The following is a 13,131-nucleotide window of genomic DNA, read 5'->3' as shown; positions in this document are numbered from 1 at the left end:
TATCATAGACCCATTCAAAGGAGGTTCGTATGGCCATCAATGTCAAACTGCCCGAAGCCTTGGTTGAGACCGCCAAGCGCTATGGCACCATCGAGCACCGCTCGGTGCCCAAGCAAATCGAATACTGGTCTCAGATCGGCAAGATCGCCGCAGAAAACCCCGATCTTCCGTTCAGCGTCATCCGCGACATCCTGATCGCTGACCAGGAAGAACCCGTGGGTGAGTACCAGTTCGGCTGATGCGCGTCCTTGTCACACCGACCTTCGAGCGCGCCGTTAAAAAGCTGCACAAGCAGCAAAAAGCCGCGCTTGACGAGGCAGTTCGAACCATTGTCGGCCAGCCGGAAGCCGGTGAAACCAAAGTCGGCGATCTGGCTGGCGTGCAGGTTTACAAGTTCCGTATGGGCAACCTGCTGTGCCTGCTTGCCTACCGCATTCTGGATGAGAACACGCTCAAGTTGCTGATGGTTGGCCCGCACGAGAATTTCTACCGCGACCTCAAACGCACCGAGCATTGACATGGACTCAGGAGGCGAACAATGCCTCCTGTCGTTGTCTCATCAAAACGCTATCCAGGGCGAATTCGAATTTCGCATCCTCAAAGTAGCGGCACTTGACGCCACCATCACCATAGCGGACCCCGGGTACGCGCAGCGCAATGCAATCGTTGTGGGTATCGGCCAATGCATAGTAGGCAATCAGCCGGCGATCCAGGGCGACCAATGCCAGCACATCAAAATCATCGCTGCTGTACCGCCGTCGCCCACCTTTTCCAGCTCGACGGGTGTGAAACACATACAGCGGAGAGCCGCGGTTGAGCGAACCGGGTGTCTTGGGCGTCTTGGTGGATTTTACCTGAACCCGGATCACCCGCTGGCCGATGTCAACAGCAATGTCATACGGCACGCCTTGTGATGTCGGGTACGCTACCCAACCATTGAGCAGCAAATCTGCCATCACCAAATACTCACCCGCTCGGCCAATCTCCATTTCGGCGCTGACCCGCAGGTTGTGGTGCCGAACAACAGCACTTTCGTCGATCAAGCCGTGGTCCTTGGGCTCAGCCACATCCAAGAAGCTGAGCTGCCTGATCACGCCGGAGCCTCCTGGATTGTGACCTCGTCGAAGACGCGTTGGCTGTATTCAGAGATAGCCTTGCCGCCACTGAATTCCTGCCAACGGCGAACAATGACATCGCAGTACTTCGGCTCCAACTCCATCATGAAGCAGCGGCGCCCCGATTTCTCAGCGGCGATCAGCGTGCTGCCGGATCCGCCAAAGCAATCGAGGACCACATCGCCTGGTCGGCTCGAATTGCGGATTGAACGTTCCATCAACTCGACAGGTTTCATCGTGGGATGAAGATCGTTGCGGGCAGGTTTCTTGATATTCCAGACGTCACCTTGATCGCGATCGCCACACCAATGCCGACTGCTGCCTTCCGGCCAGCCATACAGGATCGGTTCGTATTGACGCTGGTAATCCGCTCTGCCCAGGGTGAAGGTGTGCTTGGCCCAAATGATGAACGTAGACCACTTTCCACCGGCCGCGCGAAACGCGGCTTGTAGCGTGTCAAGTTCGCTGGAGGACATCGCAATGTAGACCGCGCCATCGCAGTGGGGCAGCATCAGCGAGAGCGCATCAAAGACGAAGTCGTAAAAGCCCTCGCCCAAGTTGTCATTCAGGATGGGTCGGTGTTTACCACGCAATTTGTCTTTCGCGCTATTGGCATAGTTGACGTTGTAGGGCAAGTCGCTCCAGATCATCTGAACGCGTTGCCCGGCGAGCAACTGCTCGTAGCTGAATGGCTGCGTAGCATCACCGCAAACCAGCCGGTGATTGCCAAGAATCCACACGTCACCGGGTCGGCTGATGGCTGTTTCGCTCAGTTCTGGAATGGCATCCTCATCTGTATTGCCATCGACCGTGGTCTCTTCGCCCGCCATGATCTCGGCCAGCGCGTCGGCATCGAAGCCGGTGATGTCGAGATTGAATCCATCTTCCTGCAGCGACTGCAACTCGATGCGCAGCATGGCGTCGTCCCAGCCGGCGTTTTCTGCAATGCGGTTGTCCGCAATGATCAGCGCGCGGCGCTGGGTGGGTGTCAGATGATCGAGCACGACCACCGGCACGGTGTCCAGGCCCAGCTTTTGCGCAGCGGCCAACCGTCCATGACCGGCGACAATCACGCCATCGGATCCCGCCAGGATCGGATTGGTGAACCCGAACTCGACGATGGATGCCGCAATCTGCGCCACCTGCTCCTCGGAATGGGTGCGGGCGTTGCGGGCGTAGGGCACGAGCTTGGCAGTCGGCCAGCGTTCGATGTGGGTAGAGAGCCAGGGTTCAGACATGGACCAGCCCCGCTTCGTAGATGGTCTTGCCCTGCGCCAGCTTGGCCGTGAGCAACTGGGTGCGCTCATTCGAGATCGCCACTGCCAGATGGGTCCACCGTCCGAACTCGTGAATGATCTGCACGCAGGGCAGCTTCAACTGGTGGGCGGCTTGGCACACGAGCAACGGCGTCATACCTGGCACGATGAGGTCAGCCGCACGCCCTTGCATGTGGTGACTGGTCGGACTGCCCCCAATGGCGCGGTTCAGCGCTGGCGAGCGGTAGCCGGAGGTGATCACCACCGGGCGCTTGAGGTGAACGCGCAGCGGCTGCAGTACCGATTGACACAGCCGACGCAGGTTCTCGATGACCTCGGGTGTGGGCTCGTTGGCAATGCCACGGCGAGCCGCCGTTTCTGAGACCAGAAACTCGGCCAGTTCGAAATGTTCAGACAGTTGCATGTTCGCTCTCTTGTCGATGCTCGGCTTTGCGTTGTTGAGCAACAACCTCAAAGGGTTCTGCGGTGGCGGCCAAGGTGACCGGCACGCCAGGGAAGTTCTGTTGGAAACGGAGCAGCGCCACGTCGACGTATTCGGGCGCGATCTCCACCGCGCGGCCAATACGCCCTGTCCGCTGGGCGGCCATCAGCGTGGTGCCGCTGCCGCCAAAGGGCTCAAACACGACCTCACCTTCATCGGTGTAGGCCTCGATGACCTCCACCGGCAGCGTCACCGGAAAGACGGCCGGGTGATCGATGTCCTTGCCGATCTTTCCCTTGTGGCGCATGACCCGGATCACTGAGTCGGGAATTCGGCAGTCCTGCGTCGGCTGGCCGGCAGCGGTCCAGCCGTTGACCTGGCCATCCTTGCCACGCATCGCGGTCGAGGATCCGTCGGCGCGCAGGTGCGTTTCCTGACCGGCAAACTTGCAGGGCACGGTCTTGTTGGGTTTGCGCGTTTGCCGGTTGAAGTGGAAGATGAATTCAAAGCTGGGGGCCAGGCGTCCTTGCCAGTCACCGGGCATCCCTGGCCCCTGGTCCCAGACGTACCAGGCAAAACGCCGCCAGCCTTGTGTCCGCATCCAATCGAGCCACTGGTCCCAGTAGGGGATGAACTCGTTGTCGCGGTGGATCAGCCCGAGGTTGACCAGCACCTGGCCATCGGCGGCCATGGGTACTTGCGCAAACACGCCGCGCATCAGGCCATCCCAGTCGGCAATGCCGCCAGAGGTGTAGTTGCGCTGGTTGCCGTAAGGGGGCGATGTGAAACACAGGCTGGCCTGCTCGCCCTGCATCAGGTTGGCGATCACCGATGGATCGCTGGCATCGCCGCAGATCAGGCGATGCGGGCCCAGCTGCCAGACGTCGCCGACGCGACTGGTTGGCTGCTCGGGAGGCTCGGGTACTTCGTCGTCTGCTTCCGAATCCGATTCCTGCTCCGGTATCTGCGAATCTGCGTCACCGAGATCGGCCAGCATCTTGGCCAGCTCGTCATCCTCGAAACCGGTCAGCAGCAGGTCGTACCCGGCCTCAGACAGCTCCGCCAGTTCAAGCGCCAGCAGTTCATCGTCCCACCCGGCGTCCAAGGCCAAGCGGTTGTCGGCGATCACGTAGGCGCGCTTCTGCGCCGGGCTCAAATGGCCCAGCTCGATCACCGGCACTTCGGCCAATTCCAGCTTACGTGCCGCCGCCAGGCGTCCGTGGCCTGCGATGATCCCGTTGTCACCATCGACCAGGATGGGCTGAGTCCAGCCAAACTCCACGATGCTGGCCGCGATCTTGTCGATCTGCGCTGGCGAGTGCGTGCGCGGATTGCGCGCGTAGGGCAGCAGCGCATCGATCGGGCGGTATTCGATCTGCAGGTTGGGCGTCATGGAATTGAAAAACCCGCCGAGCGTTGCCGCCGGGCGGGTTGGAAATATTCAGTGGGTGGTAACTGTCAGGAGCGGTGGTAACCACAGGCCGGTAACCTGGCCGGGTGGTAACCTGTTTTTAAGGGCAGACGCTATCGAAATCTCGCGCTGTTGCCCCCCGCATACCGTTTTGGCCAGGAAGGACCCATCGATTGTCCGCAGGACTCCGCATTCATCTGATTGGCACCAGCCATCAGGCGTTTGCATCACTTCGCATCTGTCGGGGTGCAAGGTTACGGTCGGAAGATCACGCCCGCTGCTCACACCGCTGTCCTGACCATAGCTGAAACTGTAGGCCCAAACCGGGCAAAACGCGACAGGGGGTGTTTTGGCATCTGTCATCACCATCCCCCACCACCCCGCGCCCGTCTTCGATTTGCCGCGACTTCAATCAGTGCCCCTTGTTCAGGTGCAGAACGACCAGATGAATAGCGGCGTCGTACCGCCGCTGCGCAGTTCTTGCCGCGCAGGCAAACCGCCGACCGATCTGCTCCCAGCGATAGCGGTTCGAGCGCATCCAAACCAGGTGGCGCTGCTCGACTTCCAGCCACTGCACCCAGCGCATCGTCTCCAGCATCCGGTCGATGGCCTCGGGGCTCGGTGGGTACGCGCGGTAGACCTTCTCGTCGGCTGCGAATGCCTCCCACTCTTGGCGGACGAAGGCCGGCCAAGTGTTGAAATAGCCTTGTACCCGCACCGGGGGCAGGCGTCGCCCAGTGCTGGCGGCCTCTTCGAAGCGGGCTGCCACGTCCTCAATCGTCCAGTGGTTGCGGGCCACATCACACCTCCTGACCAACGTCGTGGTGATGGACAGCCCAGGACAGCAGGGCCAGCGCGTCGGCTTCGTTGTCGTTGGCCGGGGCATGACCGCGAGCACGGGCGGACGCCACCATCTCGTCCTTGTTCGCGTTGCCCTTGCCGGTGGCGTGCTTCTTGATCGTGCCCACCGGGACGCCTTGGTACGGGATCTGGTGGTGCTCGCACCATGCGGTGAGGTGAGCCATGAACCCGCCGTAGGTGTGTGCCGCATCAACCCCGGCATGACGACGGACCTCCTCGAAGTACACGGCGTCGATACCGTCACAGGATTGCTTGATCTCGGTGAGCCAGCGTTTGAAGCGCAGAAAGCGCATGCCGCCGCCCTCGAAACGTTGTGGCCGGAAACTTTCCGATCCGCTGGTGATGTGGCCGTCGCTGCCGCGCAGCGCCCAGCCGGTGGTGGTGCCCAGATCGAGGGCAAGGATGGTCGTGGTCATAAGGTCAGTCCCGGTTTCTTGCCGATCTGACGCAACTGGCGCAGTCGCACATAACTTCTCTACACGTGCGTGCGCGCGCGTGTAGAGCGATTTAGTGCAAATGTGTCGGTTGTGTCAGGCGGCATGGTTTTCAGAGGAGTCATTCGTCCGCATAGGGCGTATAGGCAGGCATCGGCGGATGCTTGAGGCCAATGCCCCGGAATCCGCGCACGCCCATGCCGTTGCGCCACTTCTCGATTCCGCGGGTGATCAGCAGATCGGAGAAACGTCGCTGCGAGCCAATGAACTCGCCCGATGCCTCGGCCCACTGCTTCCAATCCGTGAACAGCTCTGCGGTCAGTGACTTGGCGTTGACCTCCCGCACACAGCGCTCGTCGATCCAGCGGCCCAGCGCGTCCTCGGACTCGAAATACTCCTCGGTCGCGGCTTGCACGCTGGCGGGCGGCTTCAATCCCTCGCGCTGCCAGGCAAGGCATCCGGCCACGGCCCATGCGAGGATGCCGTCCCGTTCGGCCAGCAGCTTTTCCGTCAAGCGCGGATCGCGCCGATCCGGCGGGATCGTCACCGTGAACGGAATCATGTGCAGCCGCCTGCGCATTGCCTCATCGATGTTGCGAATGGCGGGCTTGTGGTTGCCCACGATCACGGGCTTGAATTGCGGCGTGTATTCGAAGAAGTCCTTGTGCATGAAGCGCGCGGAGATCTTGTCGCCGCCGGTGATGGCCTTGACCTTGGATTCGTTCAGGCGTCGGCCTTGCTCGGTCTCGATGGCGGTCACGAAGCGCGCGCCACGTAGGCCTGCCAGATCGGTCGGATGGCGGTCTCCACGGGTTTCGACGAAAGTCTCCATCGATGCCGTGGCGGCGTAATTGCCGAGGATGGTGCTGATGACGTTGGCGAACACACTCTTGCCATTGGCTCCCGTGCCGTACAGGAAGAACAGCGCGTGGGCGCTGGTCACGCCGGTCAGGCAATAGCCGACCATGCGCTGCAAATACGACTGCAGATCAACATCGCCGCCCGTGATGTCGGACAGGAATGCCATCCACTGCGAACATTCGCCGTCCGGGGTGGCCGTGGTGATCTTGGTCATCCGGTCAGAGCGCTCATTTGGCCGCTTGCGTCCGGTCTTGAGATCGACCACGCCACCGGGCGTATTGAGCAGCCACGGATCGGCATCCCACTCGTCGGTGGTGGCCGCATGCCTGCGGTCGGCACGCGCCAGTCGCTCGACGCCGCCAACCGTACTGGCGCTGGCCAACTTGGCCGCGACCTTGGGGTTTTCAGCGCGCACGGCGGTCTGGCGGCAGACACTGCGGATCAGATCGGTGGCGGCCAGCGTGTCCTCGGTGCGCCAACGTTGGCCATCCCACACCAGCCAACGACCCCACGCCGCGACATAGCGCCAATCCCGGTGGTAGCGGCGGGTGAAGGCCAGCGCCAGCGCATCCTCCGTACCCCATACGGACTCATCGCTGCCGACCACCGGTTCGTCGACATCGGCCACGTCGTGCATCTGCAGACGCGGGCCGTGGGTGAGGAAGGTGGCGACGTCGAAGCTTTCGGCGATGGCGTCCGCCGCGTCCCAGCCCTCGGCGGCATCCTCGGGCGGGTAGAGGATGTGGCAGGACTTGGCACCGGCGGCCAGGATGGCCTGGGCCGCCTGCACGGCGTACTCCCAGCCCGGCTTGTCGCGGTCGGGCCAGATCAGCACAGCCTTGTCTTTGAGCGGCGACCAGTCGGTCTTGTCGACCGGGGCATTCGCCCCGTGCATCGCGGTGGTGGCCACGATGCCGACGTCGATCAGCGCCTGCGCGCATTTCTCGCCTTCGACCAGCACCACCTGTGCGGCGCTGATCATCCCCGGCTGGTTGTACAGCGGGCGCGGCTCGGGCGGCGTCATCTTGCGCCGCTTGGCGTCCCAGGGCCGGAACTCCTTCTTGCGTCCCGGTGGGTCGTAGCGGTAGACGACGGCGATGAGACGGCCCGCCTCATCGAGGTAATCCCACTTGGCGGTGGCTGGGCCGAGTTCGTCCACCGGCGCATCCTTCTTGCGGGATCGGCGTACTGGCATCTCGCGGGCGCGACCGAGCAGATCAGCAGCCGCACCCAGAACAAGACTGAACTCGGTATGGATATTGAGGCCAGAATGCCCGGCGATTAGCGAAAAGATGTCGCCGCCATCGCCCGTCGCGCGATCCGTCCACAGTCCGGCCTTCTCGCCATCGAGCACCACCTCGAGGCTATCGCCAGGACTGCCCAGCACATCACCGATCAGGAATTTGCCACGGCGCTTCTTACCCGCCGGGAACAAGGTGGTCAGAACGGATTCAAGACGCGCGAGCAGTTCGGCACGCAGTTCTTCGCGTTTGCTGTCATCAAGGATGCGCGTGGGCTCGACTGGTTTTGGGGTGTCATTGAAGTCAAGCATCGGCAGCACCTCCGATCACATCGGCGACACCGGCCAGCTCCTGCGGGATGCGAGATTCGTGACGCAACTTGCGCAGTGCCTTCCCCTCGATCTGGCGGACGCGCTCGCGCGTGACCTTCATCTTCTCGGCGATCTCGTCGAGCGACGCTCCGGCAAAGAAGCGCTCGCGGATCACGTCCGCCTCACGCGGCGTTAGCGAATCGATGGCATCCTGAATGATGCGGCCTGCCTGCGCGTGGCTGGCCAGCCGCAGCGGGTCGGCAGACGCCGTTCCACAGGTCAGGGCTTGCACGCTGTCTGCATCCAGATCGATGCTGGAATGGTTCTTTTCCAGCGGCTGGAGCTGTGCATCCGACCACAGATCGGAGGGAGATGCATTCAGGAAGTCGCACAAAGCCCATGCGCACTCCCGCAACAGCCCATCCGGTGTCAGCGGAGAGCGCGTGAGATTGAGGTAGGGCAGCAGTGCGCCGTAGTAGCTGATGCCAACGGCAGCGGCGAACCGCGCGCCTGGTCGGTAGCCTGCCTGCTCGATGGCGCGCAATAGACGGGCATTGCGTACGGAGATGCGCACACGGTAGTCAGTCATGGGCTCCTCCTTCTGCCGCTGCCCACGCGGTGAGCTCTGACATTCGGAACCGAACCATCTGGCCGATCCGATAGTGCGGAATGCGCTTGGAGGCGCGGCACCGTGGCTTGGTGAAGTAGTACGTGGGCAGATTGAGCAAACGGGCGGCTTGCCGTGCCCCTACCATCGGTTCCGCCTCTGGTGCGTGTGATTCGATATGGTTCATTGCGTCCTCCAGCACCGGTCCTGCCAGGGGCACATCCGGCATTCGAAGTGGGTCGGATCGACAAAGGCGCGCGGCAGCAATTCGCCTGTTTCAGTCGCGGTGATGACTTTCACCGCCCGGTCGGACATGCGCTGCGCAAGCCCAGCGTCGAACGGCACCCGCTCGGCGTAGATCTCCATCGTGTCGGCATTGAGCGCCGTGAAGATCGCCGGATGCTCGTGCAGTTCGAGATAGGCTTGGTAAATCGCCACTTGCGCGGCATAGATGGGCTTGGCGATGGCCAAGCCCTTTTTCTCCAGCTCGCGCCAGGACTTGTTGCTTAAGGCTTTGCACTCCCAGAGCGCTGGATAGGCAAAGCCCTCGGGGCCAGCGACGATGACGCCGTCGATGTGGCCCTGCAGTCGGCCATCGGCCACCGAGAAGCCGAACTGCTCGCCGTCCGCCTTGCGCGTGCGCAGGTCGAAGCCTGCGCCCCGCAGCCACGCGACCATGCAGTCCTCCATGACGTGGCCACGTTCGAAGATGCGCAGCATCCGGCCATCGGACTCGCGGCCCTGGTCGACGGGTGCTTGCGCGTACTCGAACTGCAGCGCGCGCTCACAGGCCACCCCGAGGCGCGAGGCCCCGAGGTACTGGCGCTCAGACTGGCGGGCGCGGGCCAACTGCAACCCGGCGTCGACCAGGGCGGTGACCTGGCCCGCGATACTCGATGAGGAATTGAAGTCGATCATGGCTTCTTCCCCTTCGGTTCATCCCAAGGCAGGTCGTCCTCCAGATCCGCGAAGGGATTGGCGGCATCAGGTGACAACGGATCAGGCGTGGGCGGCAAGCCCCGCACGGGCGGAAACTTGGTTTCCTCGTGGTGCGCGACCATTGCGTCCGACCAGCAAGTGACGATGGCGTCGATTACCCGCAGAGCTTCGGCTTCGGAGTAGTCGCCCAGCGGCTTGGTGAAGCCGATCTCGCTCGCTGCCTCGCCGAAGGCCTTGAGGCAATGACGCATTGCGGCCAGTTCGACATCAGACGGATCAATCATGGCGACCTCCGTCTTGTCGATGCGACCTTCCTTGGCCCGCTGCCAGTTGCCGTACAGCGCGTGAAATGCGTCCTGGCAGCGACGCGAGCAGAACACCCAGTCGATGGGATAGCGCCGGGGATCGCCCACACTGTGGCGGTTGTCGGTGTGGCCGTAGCCCCGGGCCTGTCGTTTGCAGACCCAGCATTTCATGCCCCCTCCTCGAGTTCATCGAGCAGCAGGCCCAACTGCAGGGCAGCGCCAGCAAAGGCGGCCTCGCAGCGGCGCTTGAAGTCGGGATAGCTCATCGAGCTGCGCGCAATCGCCGTGACCGCGTGAATCTGCGATTCCAAATGCGCGAGTCCCTGATCGGACAGCCACTGGTGATGCTTCTGCGAGATGCCCTTGCGATTGCGGATCTCATCCAGCAGCTCCTCTGGCAGCACCGGCCCGTAGACCCAGCGCAGCGTGATCTGGCCAACGACGTGCGGTGGGTTCTGGTCGTGGCCCTGGTACTTCCAGCCGAACAACCGATAGATGGCGCGGTAGTAGTCCGGGTGGAAGCGGCGCTCCCACGATGCGCAGGACTGGCGCAGCAACTTGGAGATCAGCTCCTGCAGCGCGTCCGGCGCACGGTGGTGCTGGTAGCCCGTGGCCTCGTCGATGAGAGCGACTTCGCCGGTGGTGGCCAGCGCCGAGAGAATCTTTCGGCAGTTGGGGATGATGTGCTGCCGCTTGGCATGCAAACGCCCCTGCAGCGCCGCGTCGATGATGCCCAGCGCCACATCGCTCAGGATGCCCGCCGGGAAGAACGTGCCGATCTGGCCGGACGGCAGGCGCACCTTTGCGTACCCTTTTTTTTCGAATACTGACAATGAGTTAGCGGAAAATTCGCGGATCAAAGCGCCGATTTGCGTACCCGGACTTTTGTCCCGCAGACCCAAGGCACGCGCCAGTTGGCGCTGGACATAGCCGCGCTCGCCGGTGGTGAGCACGACCGCCTCGCAGTCGAGATCTCCGAAATGCACGACGCCGTAGTGGCTGGCAGTGAGCATGGATGCGTTCATGACGGCCTCCCTCACTGTGCCCAGGACGGTTTGCCCGTCACGGGTGCGCGTTGCGTAGCCGAGGTCTGATACGCGGGTGCTGCCTGCGCCGGAGCGCCCGAGGTGCCGCCGCCGGTCTTGGCCTTGGGCGGCACGCCCATGAGCTTGGCGTACTCGGGGTGGTCGGGTTCGACCGCGAGCTTGACCACGTTGCGGTCCTGGCCCTTGGCGTCCTTCTCGATGTCCACGCGGGCCAGAAACTCGATGCCGTCCAGTTCATGGAAGCCCTGGATGCGCCGCGCGGCGGCGGCCTGCGGACTCATGTCCTGCGGGTGGACGTTGCGCGCGCTGTTGAGCACGGCGCGGATGAAGCTGCGGCCCATCTGGCCCCAGGTCGGGCCCTTCTTGGAGTGCAGGCCGATGTTCGACCACATCTTGCGCTTGGCGTAGTCGCCTGCCGTGACCACGAACTCGGCGGCGAGGTAGATCGAGCCGGTCTCGAAGGATTCGGTGGCGTAGCCGCCCGTCCATCCCTGCGACGGGTCGTCATAACCGCCTGGCTTGAGAGTCATGCGCACCGGCACCAGCGTGCCCTTGGGAATGAGGTCGAAGCCCTGTTGCTGTTCCGCATCGTTGAAGTCGTTCCAGTTGGTGGTCATGGCGATTACTCCTGAGATTCGATAGGGGTGGCGGCGCGTGCAGGCGTGGCGGTTGCGCCCGCGCACTTGGCGATCAGCGCGCCGAGATGCGGCGGCTCCAGCAGGTCGAGGCGACCACTGCGGTCTTTGGCCGGAAAGCCGTAGGGGTTGACGGTGTGGGTGACGAACGCGCGGTAGGCGCTACCGTCCTCGGCCTTGATCTCGGCCAGCGTCACGACCTCATCGACGATGCCGGGCAGTTCGAGGGCGGTCTTGCTGCCCTCGATCTGGGGCACGAACACCTTGCGGTTGTAGTCATCGAGGCGTTCGTCGAGGATGGCCACGAACACCACGTTCTTGCCGCGTGCGTGCTGAAGGTGGGTCAGCGCGGCGATCATTTCCTGACCAAGCAGGCCATAGGCTGCGCGCAGGTCTGTCTTGCCGGTGCGGTCGCTGACGGAGCCCGGCTGCGTCTTGCACCACGCGAAGCACTGACGCGAGAGCTGCGTGATCGAGTCGAGGAAGAAGGTCTGGTAGCGGTCGAGTTGCGCCGGGTCGCCAAACTTCTCGACGACGTGGTCGTAGTGCGCCTGCGAGAACGCGGCCTCCGGCGGCAGCGACTTGTCGGGACCCGCGAGGAACACGAAGAAGTCGCGGCTCTCCGGCCACGATGCCGGGCGGATGGTGTCGCCCGGCCAGTCAGCCACGGCAAGATCGCCCGCCTCGATGTCGAGGAACAGCGTGGTGGTCGGGTCGAGGTCCTTGAGCCGGGTGGTCTTGCCAATGCCGGACTTGCCCAGCATCAGCAGCTTCACGCCCTTGCGCTCGGCCATCCGCTCGATAGCGGACACGATGGGGAGCTTTTTCATGCGGCCTCCCCATCGAGCGTCAGGGTGATGACCGGCTTGCCTTCCTCGACCGTGCGGGCAGCCGCGAACTGCTGCTGCAAGGCCTGCGGCCAGTTGCTGTAGCGGGTCTCGGACACCGAAAGCTTGATGTCGATGTAGTCCTCGACCTTGTCGCCCGCAGCGACGATGCGCTCGGCCATCTCCTTGAGGATGATCTGGTTCCAGGTCACCCTTTTGGGGAGTTCGTACTTGATGTGCAGCGCCCCGTCGCGAATGTGGGCGGTGCCGAAATCGCGGCCAGATGCGCGCAGGGCCGCTCGAGCCTGCTCGCCGTACCGCTGGAGCTTGGCGGCATCCAGCTTGGCGCGCAGGTTCTTGAGGTAAGCGACGGCCTCATCGACATTTCGTTCGGCTGCGACGAAGTCGCTGATCGGTAGCGCTGCCAACTGGGGCGTGCTCATGGCCGCGAGGTCGGCTGGGTAGAGGGTCAGTTCTTTCATGACTGACCTCCCTTCACCGGCACACGTTCGGACGTCGAGGCGTAGACGTGGCGTTTCTCGTAATCGAGCACCCCGTTCTCGCCATCGAGGGGGTAGGCCACCTTCTTCGAGAACTTGACGAAAAAGGGGCCCTTTCCCATCCCGCGCCACCTGGTGAGGGTCTTGGGGGACATGCCCCAACGATTGGCGAGCTCGACCTCGCTCAGGAATCGGCGCTGGGACAGCGCCGTGCTTTCAGGGGTGGGCGTCGAACTGAAGCCGACGCCGGAATTGAGGGCCGGTGTTCCACCGGAGCCCCCAGCCAATGCCATGGAATAGGCCATTGCCGTGCTCCTTCCCGCTCAGGGATTCGGGCGCG

At 63.0% G+C, this 13,131-nt stretch carries 17 protein-coding genes; 2 read left to right on the top strand and 15 right to left on the bottom strand.

Translation table 11 applies throughout. The features are described 5' to 3' along the window. Positions 1 to 29 precede the first annotated feature (29 nt). Both ABD056_RS04940 and ABD056_RS04935 read left to right on the top strand, forming a co-directional pair. Positions 30 to 239, top strand: coding sequence for a TA system antitoxin ParD family protein (locus ABD056_RS04940; RefSeq protein ID WP_011886397.1), 210 nt, complete (start codon positions 30 to 32; stop codon positions 237 to 239). Continuing rightward, complete coding sequence (locus ABD056_RS04935) at positions 239 to 517, top strand: type II toxin-antitoxin system RelE/ParE family toxin (protein WP_011886398.1); 279 nt, start codon at positions 239 to 241, stop codon at positions 515 to 517. Before ABD056_RS04940 ends, ABD056_RS04935 begins: the two co-directional genes overlap by 1 nt. A 7-nt stretch (positions 518 to 524) precedes the next feature. Here ABD056_RS04935 and ABD056_RS04930 read toward each other — a convergent pair whose 3' ends face one another. The 15 genes from ABD056_RS04930 to ABD056_RS04860 all read right to left on the bottom strand — a co-directional run bounded on the left by ABD056_RS04930 (position 525) and on the right by ABD056_RS04860 (position 13,096). Then, positions 525 to 1,094, bottom strand: a complete 570-nt coding sequence (locus tag ABD056_RS04930; protein WP_011886399.1) for a group I intron-associated PD-(D/E)XK endonuclease — start codon at positions 1,092 to 1,094, stop codon at positions 525 to 527. Then, positions 1,091 to 2,353, bottom strand: a complete 1,263-nt coding sequence (locus tag ABD056_RS04925) for a site-specific DNA-methyltransferase (RefSeq protein WP_343864969.1) — start codon at positions 2,351 to 2,353, stop codon at positions 1,091 to 1,093. The genes ABD056_RS04930 and ABD056_RS04925 overlap by 4 nt, the downstream gene beginning before the upstream one ends. Next, positions 2,346 to 2,795, bottom strand: a complete 450-nt coding sequence (locus ABD056_RS04920) for a D-Ala-D-Ala carboxypeptidase family metallohydrolase (RefSeq protein ID WP_343864967.1) — start codon at positions 2,793 to 2,795, stop codon at positions 2,346 to 2,348. Before ABD056_RS04920 ends, ABD056_RS04925 begins: the two co-directional genes overlap by 8 nt. Then, positions 2,782 to 4,206: a site-specific DNA-methyltransferase gene (locus tag ABD056_RS04915; protein ID WP_343864966.1), complete on the bottom strand. Its 1,425-nt coding sequence runs from the start codon at positions 4,204 to 4,206 to the stop codon at positions 2,782 to 2,784. The genes ABD056_RS04920 and ABD056_RS04915 overlap by 14 nt, the downstream gene beginning before the upstream one ends. Positions 4,207 to 4,636: 430 nt before the next feature. Next, a complete protein-coding gene (locus ABD056_RS04910) occupies positions 4,637 to 5,023 on the bottom strand; it encodes a DUF6362 family protein (protein WP_343864964.1) in 387 nt (128 codons plus the stop codon). 1 nt (position 5,024) lies between these two features. Then, positions 5,025 to 5,501 carry a crossover junction endodeoxyribonuclease RuvC gene (locus tag ABD056_RS04905; RefSeq protein WP_019560057.1) on the bottom strand — a complete coding sequence of 159 codons (477 nt, stop codon included), beginning with the start codon at positions 5,499 to 5,501 and terminating at the stop codon, positions 5,025 to 5,027. A 139-nt stretch (positions 5,502 to 5,640) separates the two neighbouring features. After that, on the bottom strand, positions 5,641 to 7,932 hold the full coding sequence (locus tag ABD056_RS04900; protein WP_241924173.1) for a phage/plasmid primase, P4 family: 2,292 nt from the start codon (positions 7,930 to 7,932) through the stop codon (positions 5,641 to 5,643). Continuing rightward, positions 7,925 to 8,521 (bottom strand): sigma-70 family RNA polymerase sigma factor, encoded by a 597-nt coding sequence (locus tag ABD056_RS04895; protein ID WP_019560059.1) that lies wholly within the window; start codon positions 8,519 to 8,521, stop codon positions 7,925 to 7,927. The genes ABD056_RS04900 and ABD056_RS04895 overlap by 8 nt, the downstream gene beginning before the upstream one ends. A 201-nt stretch (positions 8,522 to 8,722) precedes the next feature. Continuing rightward, the gene (locus tag ABD056_RS04890) at positions 8,723 to 9,457 is read right to left on the bottom strand and encodes a PD-(D/E)XK nuclease family protein (protein ID WP_019560060.1); all 735 of its coding nucleotides are present in this window, start codon (positions 9,455 to 9,457) and stop codon (positions 8,723 to 8,725) included. Next, positions 9,454 to 9,954, bottom strand: coding sequence for a DUF6511 domain-containing protein (locus ABD056_RS04885; RefSeq protein WP_019560061.1), 501 nt, complete (start codon positions 9,952 to 9,954; stop codon positions 9,454 to 9,456). The genes ABD056_RS04890 and ABD056_RS04885 overlap by 4 nt, the downstream gene beginning before the upstream one ends. Next, positions 9,951 to 10,808, bottom strand: a complete 858-nt coding sequence (locus tag ABD056_RS04880; protein ID WP_026330034.1) for a P63C domain-containing protein — start codon at positions 10,806 to 10,808, stop codon at positions 9,951 to 9,953. The genes ABD056_RS04885 and ABD056_RS04880 overlap by 4 nt, the downstream gene beginning before the upstream one ends. An 11-nt stretch (positions 10,809 to 10,819) precedes the next feature. Next, on the bottom strand, positions 10,820 to 11,446 hold the full coding sequence (locus tag ABD056_RS04875; RefSeq protein WP_343864958.1) for a hypothetical protein: 627 nt from the start codon (positions 11,444 to 11,446) through the stop codon (positions 10,820 to 10,822). A 5-nt stretch (positions 11,447 to 11,451) separates the two neighbouring features. Continuing rightward, a complete protein-coding gene (locus ABD056_RS04870; RefSeq protein WP_241924171.1) occupies positions 11,452 to 12,294 on the bottom strand; it encodes an ATP-binding protein in 843 nt (280 codons plus the stop codon). Beyond that, the gene (locus ABD056_RS04865; protein WP_241924170.1) at positions 12,291 to 12,773 is read right to left on the bottom strand and encodes a hypothetical protein; all 483 of its coding nucleotides are present in this window, start codon (positions 12,771 to 12,773) and stop codon (positions 12,291 to 12,293) included. Before ABD056_RS04865 ends, ABD056_RS04870 begins: the two co-directional genes overlap by 4 nt. Continuing rightward, a complete protein-coding gene (locus ABD056_RS04860) occupies positions 12,770 to 13,096 on the bottom strand; it encodes a helix-turn-helix transcriptional regulator (RefSeq protein WP_241924169.1) in 327 nt (108 codons plus the stop codon). Before ABD056_RS04860 ends, ABD056_RS04865 begins: the two co-directional genes overlap by 4 nt. Positions 13,097 to 13,131 lie beyond the last annotated feature (35 nt).

The organism is Caenispirillum bisanense (assembly GCF_039523075.1).
Lineage (GTDB): Bacteria > Pseudomonadota > Alphaproteobacteria > Rhodospirillales > Rhodospirillaceae > Caenispirillum > Caenispirillum bisanense.
Note: the sequence above shows the minus strand (reverse complement) of the source record. Positions and strands in the feature narration are given on the sequence as shown.

Excerpts from the sequence above, each read along its gene's own strand:
- ABD056_RS04940 (WP_011886397.1), top strand. The coding sequence starts at position 30 with ATGGCCATCAATGTCAAACTGCCCGAAGCCTTGGTTGAGACCGCCAAG.
- ABD056_RS04935 (WP_011886398.1), top strand. The coding sequence starts at position 239 with ATGCGCGTCCTTGTCACACCGACCTTCGAGCGCGCCGTTAAAAAGCTG.
- ABD056_RS04925 (WP_343864969.1), bottom strand. The coding sequence starts at position 2,353 with ATGTCTGAACCCTGGCTCTCTACCCACATCGAACGCTGGCCGACTGCC.
- ABD056_RS04920 (WP_343864967.1), bottom strand. The coding sequence starts at position 2,795 with ATGCAACTGTCTGAACATTTCGAACTGGCCGAGTTTCTGGTCTCAGAA.
- ABD056_RS04915 (WP_343864966.1), bottom strand. The coding sequence starts at position 4,206 with ATGACGCCCAACCTGCAGATCGAATACCGCCCGATCGATGCGCTGCTG.
- ABD056_RS04905 (WP_019560057.1), bottom strand. The coding sequence starts at position 5,501 with ATGACCACGACCATCCTTGCCCTCGATCTGGGCACCACCACCGGCTGG.
- ABD056_RS04900 (WP_241924173.1), bottom strand. The coding sequence starts at position 7,932 with ATGCTTGACTTCAATGACACCCCAAAACCAGTCGAGCCCACGCGCATC.
- ABD056_RS04895 (WP_019560059.1), bottom strand. The coding sequence starts at position 8,521 with ATGACTGACTACCGTGTGCGCATCTCCGTACGCAATGCCCGTCTATTG.
- ABD056_RS04890 (WP_019560060.1), bottom strand. The coding sequence starts at position 9,457 with ATGATCGACTTCAATTCCTCATCGAGTATCGCGGGCCAGGTCACCGCC.
- ABD056_RS04885 (WP_019560061.1), bottom strand. The coding sequence starts at position 9,954 with ATGAAATGCTGGGTCTGCAAACGACAGGCCCGGGGCTACGGCCACACC.
- ABD056_RS04880 (WP_026330034.1), bottom strand. The coding sequence starts at position 10,808 with ATGAACGCATCCATGCTCACTGCCAGCCACTACGGCGTCGTGCATTTC.
- ABD056_RS04875 (WP_343864958.1), bottom strand. The coding sequence starts at position 11,446 with ATGACCACCAACTGGAACGACTTCAACGATGCGGAACAGCAACAGGGC.
- ABD056_RS04870 (WP_241924171.1), bottom strand. The coding sequence starts at position 12,294 with ATGAAAAAGCTCCCCATCGTGTCCGCTATCGAGCGGATGGCCGAGCGC.
- ABD056_RS04865 (WP_241924170.1), bottom strand. The coding sequence starts at position 12,773 with ATGAAAGAACTGACCCTCTACCCAGCCGACCTCGCGGCCATGAGCACG.
- ABD056_RS04860 (WP_241924169.1), bottom strand. The coding sequence starts at position 13,096 with ATGGCCTATTCCATGGCATTGGCTGGGGGCTCCGGTGGAACACCGGCC.